Source organism: Bradyrhizobium sp. Kon58, assembly GCF_055807455.1.
On sequence record NZ_JBVVOT010000002.1, the window covers coordinates 353,383 to 376,820 of the forward strand.

The 23,438-nt window shown below is 64.4% G+C and carries 27 protein-coding genes; 15 read left to right on the forward strand and 12 right to left on the reverse strand.

Going from position 1 to position 23,438, the window contains the following annotated elements; genetic code table 11:
* Positions 1–47 precede the first annotated feature (47 nt).
* The 3 genes from AC0L20_RS05485 to AC0L20_RS05495 are packed head-to-tail and all read left to right on the forward strand — an operon-like array spanning position 48 to position 1,269.
* Positions 48–383 carry an ArsR/SmtB family transcription factor gene (locus tag AC0L20_RS05485; protein ID WP_473287730.1) on the forward strand — a complete coding sequence of 112 codons (336 nt, stop codon included), beginning with the start codon at positions 48–50 and terminating at the stop codon, positions 381–383.
* Positions 380–844 carry an SRPBCC family protein gene (locus AC0L20_RS05490; protein WP_473287731.1) on the forward strand — a complete coding sequence of 155 codons (465 nt, stop codon included), beginning with the start codon at positions 380–382 and terminating at the stop codon, positions 842–844. The genes AC0L20_RS05485 and AC0L20_RS05490 overlap by 4 nt, the downstream gene beginning before the upstream one ends.
* A gap of 11 nt (positions 845–855) precedes the next feature.
* Complete coding sequence (locus tag AC0L20_RS05495) at positions 856–1,269, forward strand: GFA family protein (protein WP_473287732.1); 414 nt, start codon at positions 856–858, stop codon at positions 1,267–1,269.
* 43 nt (positions 1,270–1,312) lie between these two features.
* Here the strand turns inward: AC0L20_RS05495 and AC0L20_RS05500 are convergent, their stop codons facing one another.
* Positions 1,313–1,723 (reverse strand): DUF2000 family protein, encoded by a 411-nt coding sequence (locus AC0L20_RS05500; protein WP_456769265.1) that lies wholly within the window; start codon positions 1,721–1,723, stop codon positions 1,313–1,315.
* A gap of 63 nt (positions 1,724–1,786) precedes the next feature.
* Positions 1,787–2,176: a DUF4189 domain-containing protein gene (locus AC0L20_RS05505; RefSeq protein WP_007611990.1), complete on the reverse strand. Its 390-nt coding sequence runs from the start codon at positions 2,174–2,176 to the stop codon at positions 1,787–1,789.
* A gap of 183 nt (positions 2,177–2,359) precedes the next feature.
* Between AC0L20_RS05505 and AC0L20_RS05510 the strand changes: the two genes are divergently transcribed.
* Positions 2,360–2,851 (forward strand): avidin/streptavidin family protein, encoded by a 492-nt coding sequence (locus tag AC0L20_RS05510; protein ID WP_473287733.1) that lies wholly within the window; start codon positions 2,360–2,362, stop codon positions 2,849–2,851.
* A gap of 51 nt (positions 2,852–2,902) precedes the next feature.
* Here the strand turns inward: AC0L20_RS05510 and AC0L20_RS05515 are convergent, their stop codons facing one another.
* From AC0L20_RS05515 to AC0L20_RS05550, 8 genes are all read right to left on the reverse strand, one after another.
* Entirely contained in the window at positions 2,903–4,507 is a 1,605-nt protein-coding gene (locus tag AC0L20_RS05515; RefSeq protein WP_473287734.1) for an NTP transferase domain-containing protein, read from the reverse strand.
* Positions 4,504–5,205: an XdhC family protein gene (locus AC0L20_RS05520; protein ID WP_473287735.1), complete on the reverse strand. Its 702-nt coding sequence runs from the start codon at positions 5,203–5,205 to the stop codon at positions 4,504–4,506. Before AC0L20_RS05520 ends, AC0L20_RS05515 begins: the two co-directional genes overlap by 4 nt.
* Positions 5,206–5,207: 2 nt before the next feature.
* Positions 5,208–5,531: an XdhC family protein gene (locus tag AC0L20_RS05525; RefSeq protein WP_007602422.1), complete on the reverse strand. Its 324-nt coding sequence runs from the start codon at positions 5,529–5,531 to the stop codon at positions 5,208–5,210.
* Between the two features lie 9 nt (positions 5,532–5,540).
* The gene (locus AC0L20_RS05530; protein WP_456769261.1) at positions 5,541–6,743 is read right to left on the reverse strand and encodes a vWA domain-containing protein; all 1,203 of its coding nucleotides are present in this window, start codon (positions 6,741–6,743) and stop codon (positions 5,541–5,543) included.
* 145 nt (positions 6,744–6,888) lie between these two features.
* Entirely contained in the window at positions 6,889–7,827 is a 939-nt protein-coding gene (locus AC0L20_RS05535) for an AAA family ATPase (RefSeq protein WP_473287736.1), read from the reverse strand.
* A gap of 62 nt (positions 7,828–7,889) precedes the next feature.
* Positions 7,890–8,696: an FAD binding domain-containing protein gene (locus AC0L20_RS05540; RefSeq protein ID WP_027567711.1), complete on the reverse strand. Its 807-nt coding sequence runs from the start codon at positions 8,694–8,696 to the stop codon at positions 7,890–7,892.
* Positions 8,697–8,729: 33 nt separating this feature from the next.
* Positions 8,730–9,215 carry a (2Fe-2S)-binding protein gene (locus AC0L20_RS05545; RefSeq protein ID WP_007602418.1) on the reverse strand — a complete coding sequence of 162 codons (486 nt, stop codon included), beginning with the start codon at positions 9,213–9,215 and terminating at the stop codon, positions 8,730–8,732.
* Positions 9,216–9,350: 135 nt separating this feature from the next.
* Complete coding sequence (locus AC0L20_RS05550; RefSeq protein WP_007602417.1) at positions 9,351–9,797, reverse strand: SRPBCC family protein; 447 nt, start codon at positions 9,795–9,797, stop codon at positions 9,351–9,353.
* 184 nt (positions 9,798–9,981) lie between these two features.
* Here AC0L20_RS05550 and AC0L20_RS05555 point away from each other — a divergent pair, with 184 nt between their 5' ends.
* The 3 genes from AC0L20_RS05555 to AC0L20_RS05565 all read left to right on the forward strand — a co-directional run bounded on the left by AC0L20_RS05555 (position 9,982) and on the right by AC0L20_RS05565 (position 12,656).
* Positions 9,982–11,337 carry a 3-carboxy-cis,cis-muconate cycloisomerase gene (locus AC0L20_RS05555; RefSeq protein WP_473287737.1) on the forward strand — a complete coding sequence of 452 codons (1,356 nt, stop codon included), beginning with the start codon at positions 9,982–9,984 and terminating at the stop codon, positions 11,335–11,337.
* Between the two features lie 36 nt (positions 11,338–11,373).
* The gene (pcaD, locus tag AC0L20_RS05560) at positions 11,374–12,156 is read left to right on the forward strand and encodes a 3-oxoadipate enol-lactonase (RefSeq protein WP_473287738.1); all 783 of its coding nucleotides are present in this window, start codon (positions 11,374–11,376) and stop codon (positions 12,154–12,156) included.
* 107 nt (positions 12,157–12,263) lie between these two features.
* Positions 12,264–12,656 carry a carboxymuconolactone decarboxylase family protein gene (locus tag AC0L20_RS05565; RefSeq protein WP_473287739.1) on the forward strand — a complete coding sequence of 131 codons (393 nt, stop codon included), beginning with the start codon at positions 12,264–12,266 and terminating at the stop codon, positions 12,654–12,656.
* Here AC0L20_RS05565 and AC0L20_RS05570 read toward each other — a convergent pair.
* On the reverse strand, positions 12,618–13,154 hold the full coding sequence (locus AC0L20_RS05570; protein WP_473287740.1) for a hypothetical protein: 537 nt from the start codon (positions 13,152–13,154) through the stop codon (positions 12,618–12,620). The two genes, AC0L20_RS05565 and AC0L20_RS05570, sit on opposite strands and share 39 nt — an antisense overlap.
* A gap of 343 nt (positions 13,155–13,497) precedes the next feature.
* On the opposite strand from AC0L20_RS05570, the gene AC0L20_RS05575 reads away from it, so the two are divergent.
* The 5 genes from AC0L20_RS05575 to AC0L20_RS05595 all read left to right on the forward strand — a co-directional run bounded on the left by AC0L20_RS05575 (position 13,498) and on the right by AC0L20_RS05595 (position 18,591).
* Positions 13,498–14,415, forward strand: coding sequence for an ABC transporter permease subunit (locus AC0L20_RS05575; protein WP_473287741.1), 918 nt, complete (start codon positions 13,498–13,500; stop codon positions 14,413–14,415).
* 11 nt (positions 14,416–14,426) lie between these two features.
* Positions 14,427–15,746: a high-affinity branched-chain amino acid ABC transporter permease LivM gene (gene livM / locus AC0L20_RS05580; RefSeq protein ID WP_027567705.1), complete on the forward strand. Its 1,320-nt coding sequence runs from the start codon at positions 14,427–14,429 to the stop codon at positions 15,744–15,746.
* Positions 15,743–16,576 carry an ABC transporter ATP-binding protein gene (locus AC0L20_RS05585; RefSeq protein WP_456769255.1) on the forward strand — a complete coding sequence of 278 codons (834 nt, stop codon included), beginning with the start codon at positions 15,743–15,745 and terminating at the stop codon, positions 16,574–16,576. The genes livM and AC0L20_RS05585 overlap by 4 nt, the downstream gene beginning before the upstream one ends.
* Entirely contained in the window at positions 16,573–17,313 is a 741-nt protein-coding gene (locus tag AC0L20_RS05590) for an ABC transporter ATP-binding protein (RefSeq protein WP_473287742.1), read from the forward strand. Before AC0L20_RS05585 ends, AC0L20_RS05590 begins: the two co-directional genes overlap by 4 nt.
* A 159-nt stretch (positions 17,314–17,472) precedes the next feature.
* Positions 17,473–18,591 (forward strand): branched-chain amino acid ABC transporter substrate-binding protein, encoded by a 1,119-nt coding sequence (locus AC0L20_RS05595; RefSeq protein ID WP_007602405.1) that lies wholly within the window; start codon positions 17,473–17,475, stop codon positions 18,589–18,591.
* Between the two features lie 82 nt (positions 18,592–18,673).
* Here the strand turns inward: AC0L20_RS05595 and AC0L20_RS05600 are convergent, their stop codons facing one another.
* Positions 18,674–19,060: a response regulator gene (locus tag AC0L20_RS05600; protein ID WP_473287743.1), complete on the reverse strand. Its 387-nt coding sequence runs from the start codon at positions 19,058–19,060 to the stop codon at positions 18,674–18,676.
* A gap of 240 nt (positions 19,061–19,300) precedes the next feature.
* Between AC0L20_RS05600 and AC0L20_RS05605 the strand changes: the two genes are divergently transcribed.
* Genes AC0L20_RS05605 through AC0L20_RS05615 form a run of 3 tightly spaced genes read left to right on the forward strand, consistent with a single transcriptional unit; the run spans position 19,301 to position 23,428 of the window.
* Positions 19,301–22,111 carry a PAS domain S-box protein gene (locus AC0L20_RS05605; RefSeq protein ID WP_473287744.1) on the forward strand — a complete coding sequence of 937 codons (2,811 nt, stop codon included), beginning with the start codon at positions 19,301–19,303 and terminating at the stop codon, positions 22,109–22,111.
* A 58-nt stretch (positions 22,112–22,169) separates the two neighbouring features.
* Positions 22,170–23,165: a P1 family peptidase gene (locus AC0L20_RS05610; RefSeq protein WP_473287745.1), complete on the forward strand. Its 996-nt coding sequence runs from the start codon at positions 22,170–22,172 to the stop codon at positions 23,163–23,165.
* A gap of 50 nt (positions 23,166–23,215) precedes the next feature.
* Positions 23,216–23,428 carry a KTSC domain-containing protein gene (locus AC0L20_RS05615; RefSeq protein ID WP_473287746.1) on the forward strand — a complete coding sequence of 71 codons (213 nt, stop codon included), beginning with the start codon at positions 23,216–23,218 and terminating at the stop codon, positions 23,426–23,428.
* The last annotated feature ends 10 nt before the right edge of the window (positions 23,429–23,438 follow it).

Below are 23,438 nucleotides of genomic sequence, written 5' to 3' on the forward strand. Positions count from 1 at the left end.
ATAAATTAGCCTTGACTAATTCATCAGTGAATACTAATCTAATTCCCATGATCGAAGCCACCCCAAATCCCGTCACCACAGTGATGCGCGCCCTTGCCGATCCGACCCGGCGTGCGGTGTTCGAGCGCGTCTTCGAGAGCAAGGAGATCAGCGTCGCCGAGCTCACGCGCGGAAGCGGCGTGACGCAAGGCGCGATCTCGCAACACTTGAAGTCCCTCAAGCAGGCCGGCCTCGTCGCCGAGCGTGCCGAGGGCCGCAACGTCTATTACCGTGCCGCGCCACAAGGCCTCGAACCGTTGGTCTCCTGGATGGACCATTACGGCGTGTTCTGGCGCGAGCGCTTCCAGAACCTGCGTGACCTCTTGAAGGAGATCGATCCGTGAGTGCTGTTGAATTGAAAGCCGAGACAAAAGACATCGTCCTCGACGAGGTGCTCCCTCACGCGCCGGAGACGATCTGGAAGGCGCTGACCAGCGCCCAGCTCATCGCGCGCTGGCTGATGCCGCCGACCGGTTTCGAGGCCGTCGAAGGCAACACTTTCACCTACCAGACCACGCCGGGTGGCGCCTGGGATGGCGTCATCCATTGTCGCGTCCTTGAAGTCATGCCGAACCGGCGCCTCGTCTACGCCTGGAAGGGCGGCGATGAGCGCAACACCGGCTACGGCGCGCCGCTCGACACTGTCGTGACGTGGTCCCTCGCCCCGGTCGAGGCCGGCACGCGGATCCGTCTGGTTCATGCGGGCTTCGTCATACCCAGGAACGAGTCGGCCTACACGGGCATGAGCGGCGGCTGGAAGAAGGTCGTCCGCCAGCTCGACGAGATCAGCGCCGAAGGCAAGTAAGGAGTTATCGCATGACCAAGCCCTTTACCGGCGGCTGCGCCTGCGGCGCGATCCGCTATTCGATCGCCAGTGAGCCCCTGTTCAGCAATCACTGCCAGTGCCGGGACTGCCAGCGCGAAAGCGGCAGCGGCCACGGCTCGTACATGACCTTCGCGCGCGCCGGCGTCACCGTGACGGGCGAAGCGAAGCACTGGGACATGGTCGGCGACAGCGGCAACGTGAAAACACGCGGTTTCTGCGCCCAGTGCGGCTTGCCCATTTACCTGACGTTCGCGGCCATGCCCGACATCTTCACCATCCGCGCCGCAAGCCTCGACGAACCCGCCCGCTACAAGCCGCAAGTGGTGACTTACGCCGCGCGCGGACATGCCTGGGATCGCCTCGACCCGGACCTGCCGAAGTTCGCGGGCATGCCGCCGGGGTAAGGCATCGCAAGTGGAAGCGCGCGCAAGACCGCGCGCGTTCACGTCAACTATGAAACTTCAGCCCATCAACGATCTTGTCGATCACCTTGCGCTCGGCGCGCACGGCAAGACCGACGAGGTTGAGATCGGGCCGCGCAACCGCCCTCACCGCTTCGCGATTGGCGGCATCATGCGTGGTCTTGAACATGTCCTCGGTATAGACCGCCGGCTTGACGCTGCGCGTCAGTGCTCGATCGAGCGCGCGCGTCAACGCGGGACCGTCGGCGCCATAGATCAGGATCGGCTGACCGATCAGCGCGTGATATCTCGTGCCTGACGCATCCTCATAGGGCTCGCCGATGCAGTCGGGAAACGCAGCCGCGATGCCGCTGGTCAGGAACGAGGCAACGTTGAGCTTCTGCCAGGGCTGAAGATCAGAGCGGATCACAACGGCGATTTTAGTGTCGAATTGCATTGAATTCCCCAACTGTCATTCCGGACTCGATGCTACGCAACATCGGAATGACGGCAACAGGAATCAACCCTTTGCGTCGCAGGCCCAGGCGCGGATCACGCATTCCTTGCCGCCGTATTTGTAGCATTCGCGCGTCGCGGCATTGAGCGTGGCCGAGATCTTCGGCTTGACGGCATAGCCATAGGCGCCGCAGGGATTGGACAGATCGACCGACATCGCGGCGCAGGCGCGCTTCATGGTCACGGTCGTGCAATCGCCCTTGCACTGCTTCTGCGCCGCCGCACGCGCTTCGTGCTCGGCTCCATAATCAAAGGCCTGGCCATAGGCGCCGCACTTGCCGACCGCAAATGCGCCGGCGGCGTGCGCATCCGTGATATGGCGAGCGCCCGCGACGCAGACGGACAGCGCAAAGAAAAACATCGCGCAACGGCGCGCGACGACGTTCGAAGCCATGGAAAAACCCCTCCCCCCAAGGCAGGTGAAGGCGACTCTAAGCGTCGGTCGTTTCCACTTGGTGAACGCGTGATTGAAAAGCCGCGCCGGAATGGCGACATGAACGTACACTTTCTAGTTGTGTTTTTCAACCGCGTTATTTAAGGTCGTGAAGCTCCAAGCAGAGAGCCGGAGGAAGCGACCATGCGCCACATCAATGCAATGCTGTTCGGAATGCTCGCGTCGGCCTGTCTCGTCGGACCCTTGCCCGCATATGCGCAGTCGGTGAACTGGACCTGGACCAACCAGTATGGCTCGACCCTGGCCATCACCAACGTCAACACGACGACAGGCGCCATCACGGGGACCTATACCAACAACGCGGCGAACAGCTGCGACGAAGGCAAGCCGCAAGGCGTGACGGGTTGGCTGGCCTACGGCAACACCGGCACCGCAATCAGCTTCTCGGTGAACTTCCTCGGCTGCGGATCGACCACCGTGTGGACCGGACAATTGAACAATTCATCGGGATTCCAGGGATTGTGGTATCTGTCCCTCGCAGAAGCCGTCGCGTGGAACGGCATCAGCGCGGGCGCCGACACGTTTACGTTCAACACCGGCGACAAGACCCTGTTGACCAAGAGCGGTGTCGAGCTGAAGGCCGGGGTCGAGAAGCTGTCGAACACCAAGAAGTAGGCGAGCCGCGGACAGCGGCGCTGTGCGCCTTTTGCGTTCTCTACGGCAGCGTCAGCCCCGCCGTGCGGCTTCCAACGCCTGCGGCGTGTCGATGTCGAGGAAGGCGCTCTCGCCCTCGACCGGCACTTCGGCGACCGCCTCGGTGTGCTTGGCGATCAGATGGCGCGCGCCGACATCGCCGTCGAGCGTCATCAACTCCGTGAAGAATCGGCGCGACCACAGCACGGGATTGCCGCGGCGGCCCTCGCTGACGGGCACGACGATGAGATTGCCGCGGTCCGGTGCGAACGCGTCGATGAGACGGTCAATCAGACCGGCGTCGATCAGCGGCATGTCGCCGAGGCAGACCACAGCGCCGTCGCAAGCTTCTGGAACGGCCGCGATACCGGCCTTGACCGAGCTTGCGATGCCGCCGGCAAAATCCGGATTTTTGACGAAACGCACCTTCAGGCCTTGCAAGGCTTGCTCGATCAGCTCGGTCTGATGGCCGGTGACGACGATGACCTCCGATGCTTTCGAGGCTAGCGCCTGCTCGGTCGCAATCCTCACCAGCTTCTTGCCATCGAGCTCGGCGAGAAGCTTGTTCGGTCCGCCCATCCGGGTCGAGCGGCCTGCTGCGAGCACGATGACCGCGACCTGGTTGTTGCCTTCGATCTCCGGTTTTGCACGCGGCTGCGGACGCGTGACGATCTCCATCAGGAGGCCGCCGACACCCATGCCCATCAGCTCGGACCGCGTCACCTTGATGCCGGCCAGCAGCCGCATCAGCACCCAGTCGAACCCGTTCTCGACCGGCGAGCGCGCGCAGCCGGGCGCGCCCAGCACAGGCACGGTGCCGGCCCGGGCAATCAGCAGCAGATTGCCGGGATCGACCGGCATGCCGAAATGCTCGATCTCGCCGCCGATGCCGGTCACGGCCGCAGGGATCACGTCGCGGCGGTCGGCGATCGCGGATGCCCCGAACACGATCACGAGCTCGGCGCCAAGTCCCAGCAATTCCTTGATCGCAGCCGACAGCGCCTGCTCCTCATGGGCGACCCGCCGCTCGGCGATGATGCCGGCGCCGGCTGGCGCCAGCCGCTCGGCCGTGACGCGCAACGTCTTGTCGATCACCTTGGAGGACAGGCCGGGCAGCAGCGTCGAGACCACGCCGACGCGCTTGATGACGTAAGGCGCGATCTTCAGCACGTCGCGACCCGCGGCCTTCACCGCGGCATCACGCAAGTTTCCTTCGACGCCGAACGGGATGATCTTGACGGTGCCGACCATCTCGCCCTCGACCACCGGCTTGAAGGCCGAGAGCGTGGCAAAGGTAATGGCCTCGTCGATATTGTTGATGCGGTCCACCGCGGCGCGATCGATCACCAGCACGCCCGGGCGCGCGGCGAACAGATTGGCGCGACCGGTGAAGGCACGCTCGACGTGAATGCCATCGCCGCCGACGGCAAGCGCGATGCTGGCGGCAGCGATGTCCTCGGAGACATCGCCCGCCTCCATCCGCACCACCACGACGTCCTTGATGCCGGCGCGCTCCAGCGCCTCGACCTCGGTGGGCCCGATCGTCGTGCCCTTTTTCAACACCAGCGGTCCCTGACGCAGGGTGTGGACGGTCACCCCGCCGATCGCATCCCTGGGGCTGGCCGGGCCGAATTTCATGCGGCTTCTTCTTTTTCTTTGGGCGGCAGGCGAAGCACCGCCGTGATCTCGGCCATGATCGACACCGCGATCTCGGACGGCGAGACCGCACCGATCGCAAGCCCGATCGGCGCGTGGATGCGCGCGATATCAGCCTCCTTGGCGCCCAGCGCCCGCAGCCGGTCGCCGCGCTTGGCGTGCGTCTTCCGCGAGCCGAGCGCGCCGATATAGAAGCAGTTGCGCTCGAAGGCGTGCAGCAGCGCGGGATCGTCGATCTTGGGATCGTGCGTCACCGCGACGAAAGCGGTGTAGGCGTCGACGTTGAGTGGCGGCAGCGCCGTGTCGGGCCATTCCGCAACCAGTGGAATGTCGGGGAAGCGCTCGGGGCTCGCAAAGGCCGTGCGCGGATCGACCACGGTAACGTCGTAGCCGAGCGAGCGCGCCAGCGGCGCCAGCGCCTGACTGATATGGACAGCGCCGACGATGACAAGCTTGGCGGTCGGCGCATGGACGTTGAGGAACAGCTTCTTGCCGCCGGCCTCGACACTGGCGCTTTTGCCCATGCGCAGCTGCTTGTCGAGTTCGGCGCGCAAAGGATCCTTACTGAAGTTCTCGGCCTTCACCAGGCGTTGCTCGCCGCTCTCGGTGTCCGTCACCAGAATCACCGGGCGGCGCGCGGCGCGCTCGGCATTGAGTTCGTGCAGGATTGCGAGTTTCACGGCTAGCCGACTTTCTCGACGAAGACGCGGATGGTGCCGCCGCAGGACAGCCCGACATTCCAGGCAGTCTCGTCGGCAACGCCGAACTCCAGCATCCTGGGCTTGCCGCTCTGGATCACATCCATGGCCTCTGTGACCACGGCGCCCTCGACGCAACCGCCGGAGACGGACCCCAGGAACGTGCCCTCGTCGTTGATGACGAGGCTCGAGCCTGCCGGACGCGGTGCCGAGCCCCAGGTCTCCACCACCGTGGCGAGCGCGACGCCCCGGCCGGCCTTCTGCCAGTCCTCCGCCGCCTTCAGAATATCCTCGTCGCGATCGAGCATGGCTACCTCTCAGGCTGCGGAGCGGATCAAGCTGCGGTGATGCGGCGGCAGCGGCCGGGAGAGCGTGGTGATCAGCTCCTGGATCGAGCTCAAATTATGTACGGGGCGGAATTCGTCAACGTGCGGCAGCATCATTTTGATACCCTGGGCCTTGGCCTCGAAGCCGCCAAACCGCAGCAGCGGGTTGAGCCAGATCAGCCGCCGGCAGGAACGGTGCAGCCGGTCCATCTCGAAGGCGAGCTTGGAATCGGCTTCCCGCTCCAGCCCGTCGGAGATCAGCAGCACGATGGCGCCCTGGCTCAGCACGCGCCGCGCCCACAATTTGTTGAAATTGTGCAGGGAGGCCGAGATCCGCGTGCCACCGGCCCAGTCCTCCACCGAGGCCGAGCAGCTCGCCAGCGCCTCGTCGGGATCGCGCTGGCGCAGCGCCCGGGTCACGTTGGTGAGGCGGGTGCCGAACAGGAACACCGAGACACGTTTTCGCGCGTCCCCTATGGCATGCAGGAAATGCAGGAACAGGCGGGTGTACTCGCTCATCGAACCCGAGATGTCGAGCAGCGCGACGATCGGCGCCGGTTTCTCGATCCGCCCGAGGCGATGGATGTCGATGATGTCGCCGCCGGTGCGCAAGGACGCGCGTAAGGTACGGCGCAAATCGAGACGAAGCCCGCGCGCATCGGGCCGGTGCCGGCGCGTCAGAAGCTCGGCCTGCGGCAATCGCATCCGCTCGACGGCGCGAAGCGCTTCGGTGATCTCGGCCGCGCTCATCTGCGCAAAATCCTTCTTCTGAAGGATTTCCTTGTCGGAGACCGACAGGCGCAAATCCTGCTCCTGGTGCTGCGGCGTCTCCGTCATGCGCGGCTGCGACATCGCCTCCTGGACGCGGCGGGAGCCGGCCTGCGGCTTCTTCTTGGCCTGCTCCGGCAACGGTACCGAATCCAGCATGTGCTTCCACTCTTCCGATGCACGGAAGAACAGGTTGAAGGCCTGCTTGAAGATCAGCGCATGCTCGTGGCGCTTGACGAAGATCGCCTCCAGGGTGGTGAAGACGTCGGCGCGTTTGCCGATGTCGATCACCTCAAGCGCGCTCATGGCATCGATGACCGCACCCGGCCCGACCGGCATGCCCGTCGAACGCAGCGCACGGGCGAAGCCGACGATGTTATCGGCGAATTGCTCGGTTTGCTCAGGCGCAAGGTGGTTGATGGCCATGCTTCATCACTCTCAGCCGTCATTCCGGGGCGCGCCTCTTGGCGCGAGCCCGGAATCCATTCATCTACTCACTCTGCGCACCAATGGATTCCGGGTTCGCGCTACGCGGGCCCGGAATGACGAGCTCAGTTATGACGCGCCCGCGTCAATTCTCGCTCGTCGCGTCCTTCAGTACCTTCTGCAAGGTGTCGCCCTGCATCCGCGTGATGTCGTCCTGGTATTTGAGCAGCGCGCCCAGCGTGTCGCCGACCACTTGCGGGGTCAGCGAGCGGGCGTCGAGCTCAGACAGCGCGGTGGCCCAATCGATGGTCTCGGCGACGCCCGGCGACTTGTAGAAATCCTGATTGCGCAGCGCCTGAACGAAACGCACGACTTGCTGCGACAATTTTGCGGAGATGCCAGGCACGCGCGACTTGACGATCGCGAGCTCGCGGTCGGCGTCGGGATAGTCGACCCAGTGGTAGAGACAACGCCGTTTCAGCGCGTCGTGGATCTCGCGGGTGCGGTTGGAGGTGATGATGACAATCGGCGGGCTCGGCGCCTTCACGGTGCCGAATTCGGGGATCGTCACCTGGAAGTCGCTGAGGATTTCGAGCAGATAGGCCTCGAACGCCTCGTCGGCGCGGTCGAGCTCGTCGATCAGCAGCACCGGCGGCCCGGCGACGTCGGGCTCCAGCGCCTGGAGCAGCGGTCGCTTGATCATGTAGCGATCGGCGAAGATGTCGGACGACAATTGATCGCGATCGGTGTCGCCGGCGGCTTCCGCCATCCGGATCGCGATCATCTGCGCGGCGCTATTCCACTCGTAGACCGCCGAGGAGACGTCGAGGCCTTCGTAACACTGCAGGCGGATCAGCTTCCGCCCCAGGGCAGCCGACAGCACTTTTGCGATCTCGGTCTTGCCGACGCCGGCCTCGCCTTCCAGAAACAGCGGCCGGCCCATGCGCAGCGACAGATAGGTCACCGTGGCCAGCGATCGCTCGGCGAGATAGCCGCGCGACGTCAGGAGTTCGAGCATCGAATCGACCGATGCCGGCAATACAACTGAAGTGTTGGCACCGGACGTATTGGCCGCTGAGGTCATGAAAAAGCCAGTCTCGCTACGCCCTCACCGGGGACAAGTTTGGGCCGAGGCGTGAGGATCACTCACTCCTTGGCGTTGGCGGCGTCGAGGGCACGCCGCGTCAGCACGCCGATGAGGTGCGCGCGGTATTCGGCGCTGCCATGGATGTCGCTGTTGAGGCCGTCCGCCGGCACCTCGATGCCGTCGAGCGCTTTCGCGGCGAAGCGCTTCTTCAGGGCTTCCTCGAACGCGGTGACACGGAACACGCCTTCGGAGCCGGCGCCGGTGACCGCGACCCGCACGTCGGAGGGACGCCGCGCCACGAACACGCCGACCAGCGCGTAACGTGAGGCCTGGTTGCGGAATTTGATATAGGCCGCCTTCTTCGGCAGCGGGAACATCACCTTGGTGATGATCTCGTCGGCTTCGAGCGCCGTCGTGAACAGGCCCTGGAAAAACTCTTCCGCCTTGAGGCGGCGCTTGTTGGTGACGATGGTGGCGCCGAGCGCGAGCACCGCAGCCGGATAGTCCGCGGTCGGATCGTTGTTGGCGAGTGAGCCGCCGATCGTGCCCTTGTGGCGCACGGCGGGATCGCCGATCTGGCTGGCAAGGTTCGCGAGCGCCGGGATCGCCTCGCCGACGATGGCCGAGCTTGCGACCTCGGCATGCCTGGCGGTGGCACCGATCACGAGCGCGCGGCCCTTCATCTCGATCGTGTTGAGCCCATCGATATGGGAGAGGTCGACCAGATGCGGCGGGCTGGCGAGGCGCTGCTTCATGACGGGAATCAGCGTGTGGCCGCCGGCGATCACCTTGGCGTCTTCGTTCTTCACCAGGATGTTGGCGGCCTGCCGAACGGTCCCGGGGCGATGGTATTTGAAGTCGTACATCTGAATGTCCTGATCGCAGAGTGCGCGCGAGGTTTACGCGAGATCGGATTTCGCCATCGCCTTGGCGCCGGCGGAGATCGAGGTGACGATGTTCTGGTAGCCGGTGCAGCGGCAGAGATTGCCTTCCAGCTCCTCGCGAATGGTGTGGTCGTCGAGCTCGTTGCCCTTGCGATGGACGATGTCGATCGCGGTCATGATCATGCCGGGCGTGCAGAAGCCGCACTGCAGGCCATGGTGTTCGCGGAAGGCCTCCTGCATCGGATGCAGCGGCGCGCCGTCGGCGGCCAACCCCTCGATCGTCTTGACCTCGTGGCCATCGGCCATGACGGCGAGCGTGGTGCAGGACTTCACGGCCTTGCCGTCCAGATGCACGACGCAGGCGCCGCATTGCGAGGTGTCGCAGCCGACATGGGTGCCGGTGAGCCGCAGATTCTCGCGCAGGAACTGCACCAGCAGGGTGCGGGGATCGACATTGGCCGTGACAGGATTGCCGTTCACGATGAGGGAGATTTTTGCCATAAGCACTCTCTATCAGCGCCCCGACGGGTCCCGTCGAAGCGGTTCTTATAATTATTCCAACCCATCATATGGGCCATTATGCCCCGGGGCAACATCACCGGGAATGCAAGGCGCCATGCCGAAAGGCGATAGCGTTCAGCCCTGTACCGCCTTGGCGAAGTTCGCGAAAAATTCGTCGGCCAGTTTCTTGGCGGCGCCGTTGATCAGGCGCTGGCCGAGCTGCGCCAACTTGCCGCCGATCTGTGCCTCGACCTCGTAGGACAAAAGCGTGCCGCCGTCCTTCTCCGCAAGCTTGACCACGGCGCCACCCTTGGCGAAGCCGGCCACCCCGCCCTCGCCTTCGCCGGAGATCTTGTAGCCGTTCGGCGGGTCGAGATCCGACAGCGTGACCTTGCCCTTGAAGCGCGCCGACACCGGACCGACCTTCATTTTCGCCGTCGCACGAAAGCCGCCATCCTCGGTCTTCTCCAGCTCCTCGCAGCCGGGGATGCAGGCCTTCAGCACCTCGGCATCGTTGAGCTTGGCCCACACGGCCTCGCGCGGCGCCGCAAGCTGGACTTCGCCGTTCATCGTCATGGCCATTGGGTGCCTCCCGGGATACCGAACTTGGATCGCGCAACTATAGGGCTGCTCAAGTACCGCAGGGAGGCGGCAAAAGAAAGGGTGGCCCTCGGTCACGTGCATTGCATATTCGCAACTGCAAAAAGCTTGCGCCGCCGGTTTGGGATTGGCACAGGCGGGCCATGGTGGTTAGGTCCCGCACAATATGAGCACATCCCTCTCCCCCCTGCTCGCGCCGATGCTGTCGAGCGTGGCCATGCGCGCGGTCTGCGACGACCGGTCGACCCTCCAGAACATGCTCGATTTCGAGGCAGCCCTGGCCCGAGCCGAGGCGGCCACCGATGTGATTCCCGCGTCGGCGGTGGGCCCGATCGAAGCCGCGTGCAAGGCCGATACCTTTGACATGGCTGCGCTGGCCGAGGCCGCGACGCGATCCGGCAATCTCGCGATCCCCCTGGTCAAGGCGCTGACCGCCAATGTCGGCAGGGCCGACGCAGAGGCCGCCCGCTACGTGCATTGGGGCGCGACCAGCCAGGACGTCATCGACACCGCGACCATGCTCATGCTTCGCGCCGGCATCGATGCGTTGGACGCCGATCTCAGCCGCGCCATCAAGGGCTTTGCCGCACTGGCGCGCAATCATCGCAACACGGCGATGGTGGCGCGGACCTGGCTCCAGCACGCGCTGCCGATGCCGTTCGGCCTGAAGGCCGCCGAATACGCCGCAAGCCTCGCCCGCGCCCGCTGCCGCCTCAGGCGGCTCTCCCGCGAGGGCCTCGCACTGCAATTCGGGGGCGCGGCCGGCACGCTTGCAGCACTCGGCGACAAGGGACTCGTGGTCTCCGAACGGCTGGCGCGGGAGCTGAACCTGCCGCTGCCCGAAGCGCCCTGGCACACCCATCGCGACCGCATCGCGGAAGCCGCGTCGAGCTTTGCGATTCTCGCCGGCAGCTGCGGCAAGATCGCGCGCGACGTCTCGCTGCTGATGCAGACCGACGTTGCCGAGGCGTTCGAGCCTGCTGGCGAAGGCCGCGGCGGCTCCTCGACCATGCCGCACAAGCGCAACCCGGTGGCCGCAGCAAGCGCGCTCGGCTGCGCAACCATGGCGCCGCAGCTCGCCGCGACGATATTCGCTGCGCAGGTGCAAGACCATGAGCGCAGCGCCGGTCCCTGGCACGCGGAATGGCCGACGCTGCCGCAATTGATGCTGGTCACCTCCGGCGCGCTTGCAGCCATCGTCGACATCGCCGAGGGTCTCGATGTCGATGCCGCGCGCATGCGCAGCAATCTCGATGCGACGCACGGGCTGATCATGGCGGAAGCGGTCACCTTTGCGCTGGCCGACAAGATCGGCAAGAGCGATGCGCATCATCTGATCGAGGCCGCGAGCAAGCGCGCGGTCGCAGAGAAGAAGCATCTGCGCGAGGTGCTCGCAGCCGATTCGCAGGTCACTGCGCATCTTTCGTCGGAAAAAATTGCGGCGTTGTTCGAGCCGATGGCCTATCAAGGCGCTTCCCAAGCCCTGATCGACCGCCTGCTCGACAGCCTCGAACGCGAATAGAGCAGCCTTGAGCGGACATAAAACGGAGACGCCAGCATGCCCATGATCGATGCCGACGGTTGCCTGATCAACGTCTCCGTCGAGGGCCGCGACGGCGGGCCGACGCTGATGCTGTCGAACTCGCTCGGCTGCACGCTGCAGATGTGGGAGCCGCAGATGAAGGCGCTGACGCAGATATTCCGCGTCATCCGCTACGACCGCCGCGGCCACGGCAAGTCCAACGTTCCGCCCGGCCCCTATACGATGGAGCGCTTCGGCCGCGACGTGCTCGCGATCCTCGACGACCTCAATATCGAGAAAGTGCACTGGTGCGGCCTGTCGATGGGCGGCATGGTCGGGCAATGGCTCGGCGCGAACGCGCCGGAGCGCTTCGGCAAGCTCATCCTCGCCAACACCTCCTGCTACTATGCCGAGCCGACCAAATGGCTCGAGCGCATCGACGCCGTGAAGAGGGGCGGCATCGCCGCCGTCGCCGACGCCGTTATTGCCGGCTGGCTCACCCAGGATTTCCGCGAGCGCGCGCCCGACATCGCCGCCAGGATGAAGGCGATGCTGCTGGCCTCGCCGGTCGAAGGCTATCTCGCCTGCTGCGAGGCGCTGTCGACGCTCGACCAGCGCGCGTTGCTGCCGAAGATCAAGAGCCCGACGCTGGTGATCGCCGGCCGCCACGACATGGCGACGCCGATTTCGGCGGGTGAATTGATCCGCTCAAGCATTCCCGGCGCGAGCATGACCATCATCGACGCCGCCCATATTTCCAATGTCGAGCAGCCGCACGCGTTCACTGACGCGGTGGTGGGCTTCTTGACGCAACGCTGATTTCATAGCGCCGTCATTGCGAGCGCAGCGAAGCAATCCAGAATCCCTCCGCGGCCACACTCTGGATTGCTTCGCTACGCTCGCAATGACGGAGAGGAGGATAGAGAATGGACGATCAGAAACGCCGCGATGCCGGCATGAACGTGCGCCGAAAAGTGCTGGGCAATGCCTGGGTTGACAAGTCGATTGCGGGTCGCAATGCATTCAACACCGATTTCCAGGACATGATCACGCGCTACGCCTGGGGCGAGATCTGGACGCGGCCGCATTTCGACGAGCGCACGCGGCGGGTGCTGGTGATCGGCACCATGGTTGCGCTTGGCCAATGGGACGAATTCCGCCTGCATGTGCGCGCGGCCCTCGCCGAGGGTGGCTTCACGCCCGAAGACATCAAGGAAATCCTGCTGCAGCAGGCGATCTATTGCGGCGTGCCGGCGGCGAACCACGCCGTCAAGGAAGCCTCAGCGATTGTGCAGGAACTCGGCCTGCTCAAGTCCTAGCGGCGGAGTGACCTCGACGGTCTTCTGAACGATCTTGGGCGCCGCCTCGGGCCGTTCGATCACCACCACGATGGCGGCACCGAGCAGGAGCAGCAGCTCGGTGGCGTGCAGCCGCAGTGCGGCCATCTCGCCGACCTTCGAAGCCATGATCATGCTCGCAAACGAGATCAGGCTGCCGATCGCAAGCGCAATGCCGAGCGCTTCGTCGCTGCCGGCGTTCTTGCGGACGCGGGGAATGCAGAGCAGCGCAAGGTAGATCGCAAAGAACGCCACCACCGTCAATCGCCCCAGTGCCAACAGCCAGGCGGCGCGCACCGTGTCCATCCCCGCCATCTGGAGATGGTCGCTGAGGAAAAGCGCCACTGCGACGCTCGGCCGCTCATAGAGGCCGTGCACCGGCGCCACCATGATGTTGAAGGCAACGAGGGTCCAGGCCGGGATGAAATAGGCCGCCAGAAGTGCGCCGTTGACCGAACCGATCCGCCAGTTTCCGAACATGCCGCTTTCCGCTTCGTTTGGCCCCGCGCCTTCGATGGAAGGCATTGCCGGGAGCTAACTCGCATCAGACTGTGGCGGCAATTTAAACCCTTTGTTTACCTTAACTGCCTCCCGACAGGCATCCAATTGGGCGCCGGCGGCGCCGGTTCCGCCCATTGCGGGAACCGGAGCGCCCAAATGATCTCTGTAAAAGCCTTGATACGGAGGCAGGGCCGGTTGCAGCCGCCAGTTCCCTCCTGTTACAAAACGAGAATGCTTAAGGGCTGCCGGGGCCCGAGAAGAAACCAGCACTCTCTCTCGAAGAGCTCCCTTTGAGCCGCGTCAGATTTGGGTACGGCAGCCTATGGATTATTTCGCCCAGCAGCTCATCAACGGCCTCGTGCTCGGCTCTATCTACGGGCTGATCGCGATCGGCTACACGATGGTCTACGGCATCGTCGGCATGATCAACTTCGCCCATGGCGATGTCTTCATGATCGGCGGCTTCATCGCGCTGATCACCTTCCTTCTCCTGGTCTCGACCGGCCTGACTGCGGTCCCGGTGATCCTTTTGATCGTGATCCTGGTCTCGATGGCGGTCACCGCCCTGTATGGCTGGACCATCGAACGCATCGCCTACCGTCCGCTGCGCCACTCCTTCCGCCTGGCTCCGATGCTGTCGGCGATCGGCATGTCGTTCGTGCTGACCAACTATTCGCAGGTGGCGCAAGGCGCACGGGTGAAGCCAGTGCCGCCCGTGATCACCGGCGGATATACGCTGCACGAGAGCGCCGATGGCTTCGTCATCCAGCTCTCCAACATCCAGATCGTGGTGGTCATCACCACCATCGTGCTGCTGGCGATCTTCACCTGGCTGGTGTCGCGCACCCGGCTCGGGCGCGACATGCGCGCCTGCGAGCAGGACCAGACCATGGCGGCGCTGCTCGGCGTCAACGTCGATCGCACCATCTCCATGACCTTCGTGATCGGCGCTGGGCTCGCCGCGGTGGCCGGCCTGATGTACCTGCTCTATTACGGCCTGGTCGATTTCTTCATGGGCTTCGTCGCCGGCATCAAGGCGTTCACGGCGGCCGTGCTCGGCGGCATCGGCTCGCTGCCCGGCGCCATGCTGGGGGGGCTCGCGATCGGGCTGATCGAGACGTTCTGGTCGGCCTATTTCTCGGTCGAGTACAAGGACGTCGCCGCGTTCTCGATCCTGATCGTCGTGCTGATCTTCATGCCGACCGGCCTGCTCGGCCGCCCCGAAGTCGAAAAAGTCTGACGGTCGCGCGCGTGAAAACTCCCTCGAGCAATACGGCCAAAGCTGCATCGGGCATCCCCGCTCTCCTGAAGACCGCCTGCGTCAACGCACTGATCGCGCTGGTGCTGTTCTCGCTGATGGTCGGCGTCCGCACCGAAGCCGGTTCCGACGGCCAGCTCACCTATTGGACGCGCTTCGGCGAGGTCGCCTCCCTCGTTGCCGCGGTATTCGGCGGCTCGATCGTGCTCGAGTTGCTCAAGCAATGGATCGGTCCGACCGGCGCCGAGAAGCTGGTGCCGCCAGCGGTGCAGAGCGGAATGTCGTTCCTCGGGCGCTATCTCGCACCGGCGCTCCTGATCTTCACGCTGCTGGTGCCCGTGATCTTCTATGACCAGCGCTACATCCTCGACCTCGCAATCCTCGTGCTCACCTATGTCATGCTGGGCTGGGGATTGAACGTCGTGGTTGGCCTCGCCGGCCTGCTCGATCTCGGCTACGTCGCCTTCTATGCGGTCGGCGCCTATTCCTACGCGCTGCTTGCGACCAATTTCGGCTGGTCATTCTGGATCTGCCTGCCGCTAGCGGGCGTCCTCGCCGCATTCTGGGGCGTGCTGCTCGGCTTTCCCGTGCTGCGCCTGCGCGGCGACTACCTCGCCATCGTGACGCTCGCCTTCGGCGAGATCATCCGCCTCGTCATCATCAATTGGCAGGATCTGACCGGCGGCCCCAACGGCGTCTCCAGCATTCCCCGCCCCTCCTTCTTCGGCATCCCGCTCGACAACAGCGACAACGGGCTCGCCGCCAGGCTCGGCATCGAATATTCGCCGACCCACCGCATCGTCTTCCTGTTCTACCTCATCCTGGCGCTCGCGCTGCTCACCAACTGGGTGACGATCCGGCTGCGCCGGCTGCCGATCGGCCGCGCCTGGGAAGCCTTGCGCGAGGATGAAGTCGCCTGCCGCGCGCTCGGCATCAACACCACGACGACCAAGCTCACGGCATTCGCGACCGGTGCGATGTTCGGCGGCTTTGCCGGCGCGTTCTTCGCGACCCGCCAGGGCTTCATCAGCCCGGAATCCTTCACCTTCCAGGAATCGGCGCTGGTGCTCGCCATCGTCGTGCTCGGCGGCATGGGCTCGCAGCTTGGGGTTGCGCTCTCCGCGCTCGCCATGATCGGCGGTTTCGAGCTGTTCCGCAGCCTTGAGAGCTATCGCATGCTGGTGTTCGGCATGGCCATGGTGCTGATCATGATCTGGCGGCCGCGCGGCCTGATCGGCCATCGCGCGCCGACCGTGTATCTGACCAAGGCCCACGCGATCTCATCCGACCTCGTCAAGGAGGGACACGGATGAGCCGCGACCAGATTCTCGAGGTCGACCGGCTCACCATGCGCTTCGGCGGCATCGTCGCGGTGCAGGACCTGTCGTTTGCTGCCGAGCGGAACAAGATCACCGCGCTGATCGGACCCAACGGCGCCGGTAAGACGACGGTGTTCAACTGCATCACCGGGTTCTACAAGCCGAGCGGCGGCGCCATCCGCCTCAGCCATGACGACGGCAAGGTGATCGCACTGGAGCGGCTGAACGATTTCCGCATCGCCAAGCAGGCCAAGGTCGCCCGCACCTTCCAGAACATCCGTCTGTTTCCCGGCATGACCGCGCTGGAAAACCTGATGGTGGCGCAGCACAACGCGCTGATGCGCGCCTCCGGCTTCACCTTGCTCGGGCTCATTGGCGCGCCTGTCTACCGCGACGCCGAGAAGCGCGCGATCGATCTCGCCACCGATTGGCTCAAGCGGGTCAATTTGCTCGATCGCGCCGACGATGCCGCCGGTAATTTTGCCTATGGCGACCAGCGACGGCTCGAGATCGCACGTGCGATGTGCACCGAGCCCGCGCTCCTGTGCCTGGACGAACCCGCCGCCGGCCTCAATGCGCGCGAGAGTGCCGCCCTGAGCGAGCTGCTGCTGTCGATCCGCAACGAGCTCGGCACCTCGATCCTGCTGATCGAGCACGACATGTCTGTGGTGATGGAGATCTCCGACCACATCGTTGTGATGGACCACGGTGTGAAGATCTCTGAAGGCTCCCCGCGCGAGGTTCGCGACGACCCAAAGGTGATCGCCGCCTATCTCGGCACCGATGAGGAAGAGGCGGCGGCCGTGATGGAGGGCGGGTCGTGACGTCGCCCACTGCCTTGCTCGCGATCCGCGGCCTTCGCGCCGCCTACGGCAAGATCGAGGCGCTGAAGGGCGTCGACCTCGCGATCAATGCCGGCGAGATCGTGGCGCTGATCGGCGCCAACGGTGCCGGCAAGTCGACGCTGATGATGACGATCTTCGGCAAGCCGCGCGCCCGCGCCGGCCAGATCCTGTACGAAGGCCGCGACATCACCGAAGTGCCCACCCACGAGATCGCGCATTTGCGCATCGCGCAATCGCCGGAAGGCCGCCGCATCTTCCCGCGCATGAGCGTGGCGGAAAACCTCCAGATGGGGGCGGACGCCACCGAATGCACTGACGCCGAACGCGAGGCGACGCTACAACGCGTGTTCACGCTGTTTCCGCGGCTGAAGGAACGCTACGCGCAGCGTGGCGGAACCCTGTCCGGCGGCGAGCAGCAGATGCTGGCCATCGGCCGCGCCTTGATGAGCCGTCCTCGCCTGCTCCTGCTCGACGAGCCCTCGCTCGGTCTGGCGCCGCTGATCGCGCGCCAGATTTTCGATGCGATCCGCACCCTGAACCGGCAGGACGGCCTGACCGTGCTGATCGTCGAGCAGAACGCCAACCACGCGCTCAAGCTCGCCCATCGCGGCTATGTCATGGTCAATGGCCTGATCACGCTGGCCGGGACCGGCACCGAGTTGTTGCAGCGCCCCGAGATTCGCGCCGCCTACCTGGAAGGCGGCCGGCACGGTTGAGGCCGCCCAAGGCGAACCCGTGCTGCCGAATGTGGCGAGATATCTCTGCCAATGCCCGTATTTTGCCGGTGACTTCTCCTCGAATTCATTCAAGAATGGCGCCGGTTTGAACCGGGCATGCCCGGTAACTCCCACAGGCGACCACCCTCGAGGTATCTCATGAAATCACTGAAACTCATCGGTCTGGCATTCGGCGCGTCGATCGCGCTGTCGAGCGCGGCATTCGCGCAGGATGTCACCGTCGCAGTCGCTGGTCCGATGACCGGCGGCGAGTCCGCTTTCGGCCGCCAGATGAAGAACGGCGCCGAGATGGCCGTAGCCGACATCAACGCCGCCGGCGGCCTCAACGGCAAGAAGCTCGCGCTGTCCGTCGAGGACGACGCTTGCGATCCGAAGCAGGCGCGCTCGATCGCCGAGAAGATCGCCGGCGCGAAGATTCCCTTCGTGGCCGGGCATTATTGCTCGTCGTCGTCGATCCCGGCTTCGGAAGCCTATGCCGACGGCAACGTGCTCCAGATTACTCCCGCCTCCACCAATCCGAAGTTCACCGATAGCGGACTGTGGAACGTGGCGCGCGTCTGCGGCCGTGACGACCAGCAGGGCCTGGTCGCCGCCCAGTACATCGCCAAGAACTACAAGGGCAAGAACATCGCCATCCTCAACGACAAGACCACCTACGGCAAGGGTCTTGCGGACGAGACCAAGAAGGCGCTCAACAAGGCCGGCGTCACCGAGAAGATGTACGAGTCCTACAACAAGGGCGACAAGGACTTCAACGCGATCGTCTCGCGGCTGAAGCGCGACAACATCGATCTCGTCTATGTCGGGGGCTACCATCAGGAGAGCGGCCTGATCCTGCGCCAGATGCGCGACCAGGGCCTCAAGACCGTGCTGATGGCCGGCGACGCGCTCGCCGACAAGGAATATGCCTCCATCACCGGCCCGGCCGGCGAAGGCACGCTGTTCACCTTCGGCCCCGATCCGCGCAACAAGCCGACCGCGAAGAAGATCGTCGAGGCCTTCAAGGCCAAGAACATCGACCCCGAGGGCTACACGCTCTACACCTATGCGGCGATGCAGGTCTGGTCGCAGGCGGCCAAGAAGGCCGGCACCACCGATGCCAAGAAGGTCATGGCGGCCATCAAGGCCGGCAAGTGGGACACCGTGATCGGGCCGATCGAGTATGACGCCAAGGGCGACATCAAGCAGCTCGACTACGTCGTCTACAAATGGGACGCCAAGGGCGGCTACGCCGCGATCAGCGGCAACGGCACCTAAGCACGGTTGCCGGGGCCTGAAGGCCTCCTCCAATCATCATCGCGCCCCGGCTTGCCCCGGGGCGTTTCTTCCTGCGTCAGGGTCAGACGGCTGCAGGCAGCGCGCCGTCCGCTGCGGCTTGGGCGTTCCTTAGTGCTTGAAGAAGATCGTTCGGCCGAAACGGCTTTTGCAGGCAGACCACGTTGGCGAGGTGGGGCGATTGTTCCATGAAGTCCAGCGCCGTCATCCCCGACACGGCAACGACCGGGAGGCTCGGTGCAAGCTCGCGCAGCGTCGTGATGACCTCGACGCCGCTGGTATCGCCAAGGAAAATGTCCACGATTGCCGCGTCGAAGCAGGCCTCGGTAAAGGCTTTCACCCCGGCTGCGCCGCTATCGGCCTCAACGACGTCGTAACGGTTGACGCGCAGCACGATCGCGACCATCGCACGGACGTCCTTCTGGTCGTCGATGATGAGAATACGGGGCATAGGGAACAACTCCCGGATCGTGAAATCAAAATGCCTGATTCAAACCTGGAACCCGTAGCAGCGGGAGAGCATTATGGCACCGTCCAGTAAAGCGCATCTTACCCGATCCCCGGTGCGCGTTCCCCACAAAATTAAGTAAACTGTAACCTTCGGTTGAGTCGCGGTGGGTTTTGTCATGATGCGTGCCCAGAACCCGCTACCATGGGCCAAAATTGATTAGGCCAAATGAGATTGGCGAAGATGCTCAAGACCGATCTGCGAGAGCTGCACGTGTCCGCGACGACCGATCGGAACACATTCCTTTCGACGCTGCCGGCTACCCCGAAAGACCGCACCGCAGCATTGGCGATCGTGGGCGTCTCGTCGATTCTGTTCGCAGTGGCCGTGCCCTTCGCAGGTATCCCGCTGCTCCCGGTGCCAGCCTTTGTCGCGAGCTATCAATCCGCGCTCGTCGTCGCGGACATCGTCACCGCGGTCCTGCTGTTGTCGCAGTTTGCGGTGCTCAGGACCCGCGCGCTGCTCGTGCTCGCGACGGGCTATCTGTTCACCGCTGCCGCGGCCGTGGTCCACGCCCTCACCTTCCCCGGACTTTTTTCGCCGACCGGGCTGCTGGGGGCCAACCAGCAGACCACGGTCTGGCTTTACATGATCTGGCACGGCGGCTTTCCGCTCTGCGTGCTGGGCTACGCCTGGCTGAAGGAGGCCGACGGCGGTGCCCGGATCGCGGGCTCGGCAAGCAAGGCGATCTACGCCAGCGTGGTCGGCGTCGCCGCGGTCATGATCGTCTTGACCTGGATCGTCACTGCCCAGCACGACCTGCTTCCCGTCCTGCTGCGCGACGGCCGTTACACGCAGATCATGATCGGCGTGGTGGCCTTTGTCTGGTCCTTGAGCTTTGCCGCGCTGGTCTCGCTGTGGTTCCGCCGTCCGCATTCGGTCATCGACATCTGGCTCATGGTGGTGATGTGCGCGTGGCTGTTCGACATCGCGCTGTCGGCGATCGTCAACGTCGCGCGCTTCGATCTCGGCTTCTACGCTGGCCGCGTCTACGGCCTCTGCGCGGCGACCTTCGTGCTCGCAGTGCTTTTGATCGAAAATGTCCGCCTCCAGGCGCACACGCTGGGGCTCGTCGGCAGGTTGCGCCAACAGTCAGCACTGGATCGCGACTACTATGGCAAGCGCCTTGCGCTGTACGGGGCCGTCGTCGAATCCGCCAATGATGCCATCATTACGAAGACCCTCGACGGTGTCATCACCGGCTGGAACAAGGCCGCCGAACATCTGTTCGGCTATGCCGCCGCGGAGGCCATCGGCCAACCGATCGACATCATCGTGCCGGAGGACCGCAAGGCCGAGGTCAGGGGTATCCTGAACAGGGTCGGCGGCAATGAAACGATCGCCCAGCATGAAACGGTCCGGATCCGAAAGGACGGCCGGCCGCTCGACGTCGTTCTCAATGTTTCTCCGCTCAAATCAGCCACCGGACAGATCATCGGCGCTTCCAAGATCGCCCACGACATCACGGAAGAGAAGCAGGCACGAGAAAAACTGCGCCGCGAGGTCGAGGAGCGGCAGCGGATCTTCGAGACTTCGCAGGACCTGATCCTAGTCACCGACGGTTTTGGCAATTTCATCCAGGTCAGCCCCAGCGTGAAGACCATTCTGGGCTTGAGTCCGGACGACATGATCGGGCACAGCGCCACCGAGTTCATTCATCCCGATGACCTCCAGAAGACGCGCGACGAGATGCGCGCGGCGCGGCGTGGCGCGGTCAAGCGCAGCTTCGAGGCGCGCTACTACCACTACGACGGTCACGAGGTCACGCTGAACTGGATGGGCACCTGGTCCGAGCCGGTCAAGCGCCATTTCTTCATCGGCCGCGATCTCACCGAGAAGCAGGCCGCCGAGGCGCAGTTCAGGCACGTCCAGAAGATGGATTCCATCGGTCAATTGACCGGCGGCGTCGCGCACGACTTCAACAATGTGCTGACCGTCATCACCGGCACGATCGGAATTCTGGCGGACGCGGTCGCTGACCGTCCCGAGCTCGCCGCCATCACCAAGCTGATCGATGACGCCGCCGAACGTGGCGCGCAACTGACCAAACATCTGCTCGCCTTCGCCCGCAAGCAGCCGCTCCAACCACGCGAAATCGACGTCAACGCATTGACGCTCGAGGCCGCAAAGCTCCTGCATCCCACGCTCGGCGAGCAGATCACCATCATGCCGCAGCTCACCGAGGATGCATGGCCGGCACTGATCGACCCGGGCCAGCTTTCCACCGCGATCCTCAATCTCGCGCTCAACGCGCGCGATGCCATGCCCAACGGCGGCACGCTGGTGCTGGAGACGCGCAACATCTTCCTCGACGACGGTTATGCCAGCATGAATCCCGACGTGGTGGCCGGCAATTACGTCATGATCGCCGTCAGCGACACCGGCTCCGGAATCCCGCCGGAGTTGATCGACCGGGTGTTCGATCCCTTCTTCACCACCAAGGAAGTCGGCAAGGGTACCGGCCTCGGGCTCAGCATGGTGTTCGGCTTCGTCAAGCAGTCCGGCGGACACATCAAGATCTACAGCGAGGAAGGCCACGGCACGAGCGTGAAGATCTACCTGCCGCGCTCGAGCGGCGTGCAGGAGACCGAATTCGAGGTGCTCCAGAACGCGCCCGTCACCGGCGGCCACGAAAAGATCCTGATCGTCGAGGACGACGCGCTGGTGCGCCAATATGTCGTGACCCAGATCAAGAGCCTCGGCTATACAGCCCTCGAAGCCGCCAACGCGGCCGAGGCCCTCGTCATCATCGACGCCGACAAGGGCATCGACCTGCTGTTCACGGACGTGATCATGCCCGGCAACATGAACGGCCGCCAGCTCGCCGACGAGGCGGCTCGCCGCCGCCCCGACCTGAAGACGCTGTTCACCTCGGGCTACACCGAGAACGCCATCGTCCATCACGGGCGGCTCGATTCCGGCGTGCTGCTGCTGGCGAAGCCCTACCGCAAGTCCGAGCTCGCCAAGATGCTGAGGACCGCCCTCGCGGGTTGAGCCTGCGGCATCCCTGCGATATCGCTGAAGCGAACGCCTTTCAGCCTGCGGAGCCGCCTTGAAAAACCTTCTCACCGATATCGCCGGCGTTCGCGTCGGCCATGCCGAGGATGCGAAAATCGCCACTGGCACGACCGCGATCATCTTCGACGCCCCCGCGGTTGCGGCCATCGATGTTCGCGGCGGCGGACCCGGCACGCGCGAAGACGCGTTGCTCGACCTCGCCAGCACCGTCGATCGCGTTGACGCGATTGCGCTGTCCGGCGGCTCCGCCTTTGGAATCGACGCCGGCGGCGGCATCCAGGCCTGGCTCGCCGAACAAGGCCGCGGCTTGCGGATTCGCGAGGCGGTGATTCCGATCGTCCCCGGCGCGATCGTTTTCGACCTGCTCAACGGTGGCGACAAGAGCTGGGGACGCTTCGCGCCCTATCGCGATCTCGGCTACGCCGCAGCGTTGGCTGCCAGCGACGATTTCGCACTGGGCAGCCTCGGGGCCGGCCTTGGAGCCACCACCGCAACCTTCAAGGGCGGACTGGGATCGGCCTCCGCGGTCCTGGCCAATGGTATCAAGGTTGCCGCGATCATGGTCGTCAACGCGGTCGGCAGCACAACCGTTGGCGATGGACCTTGGTTCTGGGCTGCGCCGTTCGAGGAGAACGGCGAGTTCGGCGGGCGCGGCCTGCCGTCCGCGTTCACACCGGACATGCTGGCGATGCGCATCAAGGGCGGACCCGCTGCGAGCGCGCGTGAGAACACCACGATCGGCCTCGTCGTCACCGATGCCACGCTGACCAAGGCGCAGGCCAAGCGGCTTGCGATGATCGCGCATACCGGGTTCGCCCGTGCGATTTATCCGGTGCATGCCCCAACCGATGGCGACGTGCTGTTCGCCGCCGCAACGGGCGAGAAGCCGATCGAGCCGCTGGTCGGCCTCACCGAGCTCGGAACCGTCGCCGCCAACGTGGTCGCACGCGCAATCGCACGCGGCGTCTACAATGCGACAGCCCTGCCATTTGCCGGCGCGATGCCGGCATGGAAGGATCGGTTCGGCTAGAAACGAAACGGCGGGCACGGCGTTACCCTGACGGGCCAAGGTGCACCGCCATGCCGTCTTCCGTGATCCGGTTTTTCCGTTATGCGCCCGAGAAGCGCGAGCTGAAAGTCACTTTCGTCAGCGGGCGCCTCTATGTCTACGAGGACGTTCCGCCCGAGGTCGCCGCGGCGTTCAGGAATGCGCGCTCAAAGGGTACATTCTTCAACCACGAAATCCGCGACCGTTATCTCTACCGTGACATCACTCACGAATATGCAGGCTAGCCGTTAGCAA

Bases quoted from the DNA above. Each gene is read 5' to 3' on its own strand.
- AC0L20_RS05555 (WP_473287737.1), top strand. From the start codon at position 9,982: ATGAGCACATCCCTCTCCCCCCTGCTCGCGCCGATGCTGTCGAGCGTG.
- AC0L20_RS05525 (WP_007602422.1), bottom strand. From the start codon at position 5,531: ATGCTCGATCGCGACGAGGATATTCTGAAGGCGGCGGAGGACTGGCAG.
- AC0L20_RS05600 (WP_473287743.1), bottom strand. From the start codon at position 19,060: ATGCCCCGTATTCTCATCATCGACGACCAGAAGGACGTCCGTGCGATG.
- pcaD (WP_473287738.1), top strand. From the start codon at position 11,374: ATGCCCATGATCGATGCCGACGGTTGCCTGATCAACGTCTCCGTCGAG.
- AC0L20_RS05575 (WP_473287741.1), top strand. From the start codon at position 13,498: ATGGATTATTTCGCCCAGCAGCTCATCAACGGCCTCGTGCTCGGCTCT.
- AC0L20_RS05545 (WP_007602418.1), bottom strand. From the start codon at position 9,215: ATGGCAAAAATCTCCCTCATCGTGAACGGCAATCCTGTCACGGCCAAT.
- AC0L20_RS05550 (WP_007602417.1), bottom strand. From the start codon at position 9,797: ATGGCCATGACGATGAACGGCGAAGTCCAGCTTGCGGCGCCGCGCGAG.
- AC0L20_RS05505 (WP_007611990.1), bottom strand. From the start codon at position 2,176: ATGGCTTCGAACGTCGTCGCGCGCCGTTGCGCGATGTTTTTCTTTGCG.
- AC0L20_RS05535 (WP_473287736.1), bottom strand. From the start codon at position 7,827: ATGACCTCAGCGGCCAATACGTCCGGTGCCAACACTTCAGTTGTATTG.
- AC0L20_RS05565 (WP_473287739.1), top strand. From the start codon at position 12,264: ATGGACGATCAGAAACGCCGCGATGCCGGCATGAACGTGCGCCGAAAA.
- AC0L20_RS05515 (WP_473287734.1), bottom strand. From the start codon at position 4,507: ATGAAATTCGGCCCGGCCAGCCCCAGGGATGCGATCGGCGGGGTGACC.
- AC0L20_RS05485 (WP_473287730.1), top strand. From the start codon at position 48: ATGATCGAAGCCACCCCAAATCCCGTCACCACAGTGATGCGCGCCCTT.
- AC0L20_RS05500 (WP_456769265.1), bottom strand. From the start codon at position 1,723: ATGCAATTCGACACTAAAATCGCCGTTGTGATCCGCTCTGATCTTCAG.
- AC0L20_RS05595 (WP_007602405.1), top strand. From the start codon at position 17,473: ATGAAATCACTGAAACTCATCGGTCTGGCATTCGGCGCGTCGATCGCG.
- AC0L20_RS05570 (WP_473287740.1), bottom strand. From the start codon at position 13,154: ATGTTCGGAAACTGGCGGATCGGTTCGGTCAACGGCGCACTTCTGGCG.
- AC0L20_RS05540 (WP_027567711.1), bottom strand. From the start codon at position 8,696: ATGTACGACTTCAAATACCATCGCCCCGGGACCGTTCGGCAGGCCGCC.
- AC0L20_RS05510 (WP_473287733.1), top strand. From the start codon at position 2,360: ATGCGCCACATCAATGCAATGCTGTTCGGAATGCTCGCGTCGGCCTGT.
- AC0L20_RS05495 (WP_473287732.1), top strand. From the start codon at position 856: ATGACCAAGCCCTTTACCGGCGGCTGCGCCTGCGGCGCGATCCGCTAT.
- AC0L20_RS05530 (WP_456769261.1), bottom strand. From the start codon at position 6,743: ATGGCCATCAACCACCTTGCGCCTGAGCAAACCGAGCAATTCGCCGAT.
- AC0L20_RS05615 (WP_473287746.1), top strand. From the start codon at position 23,216: ATGCCGTCTTCCGTGATCCGGTTTTTCCGTTATGCGCCCGAGAAGCGC.
- AC0L20_RS05585 (WP_456769255.1), top strand. From the start codon at position 15,743: ATGAGCCGCGACCAGATTCTCGAGGTCGACCGGCTCACCATGCGCTTC.
- AC0L20_RS05605 (WP_473287744.1), top strand. From the start codon at position 19,301: ATGCTCAAGACCGATCTGCGAGAGCTGCACGTGTCCGCGACGACCGAT.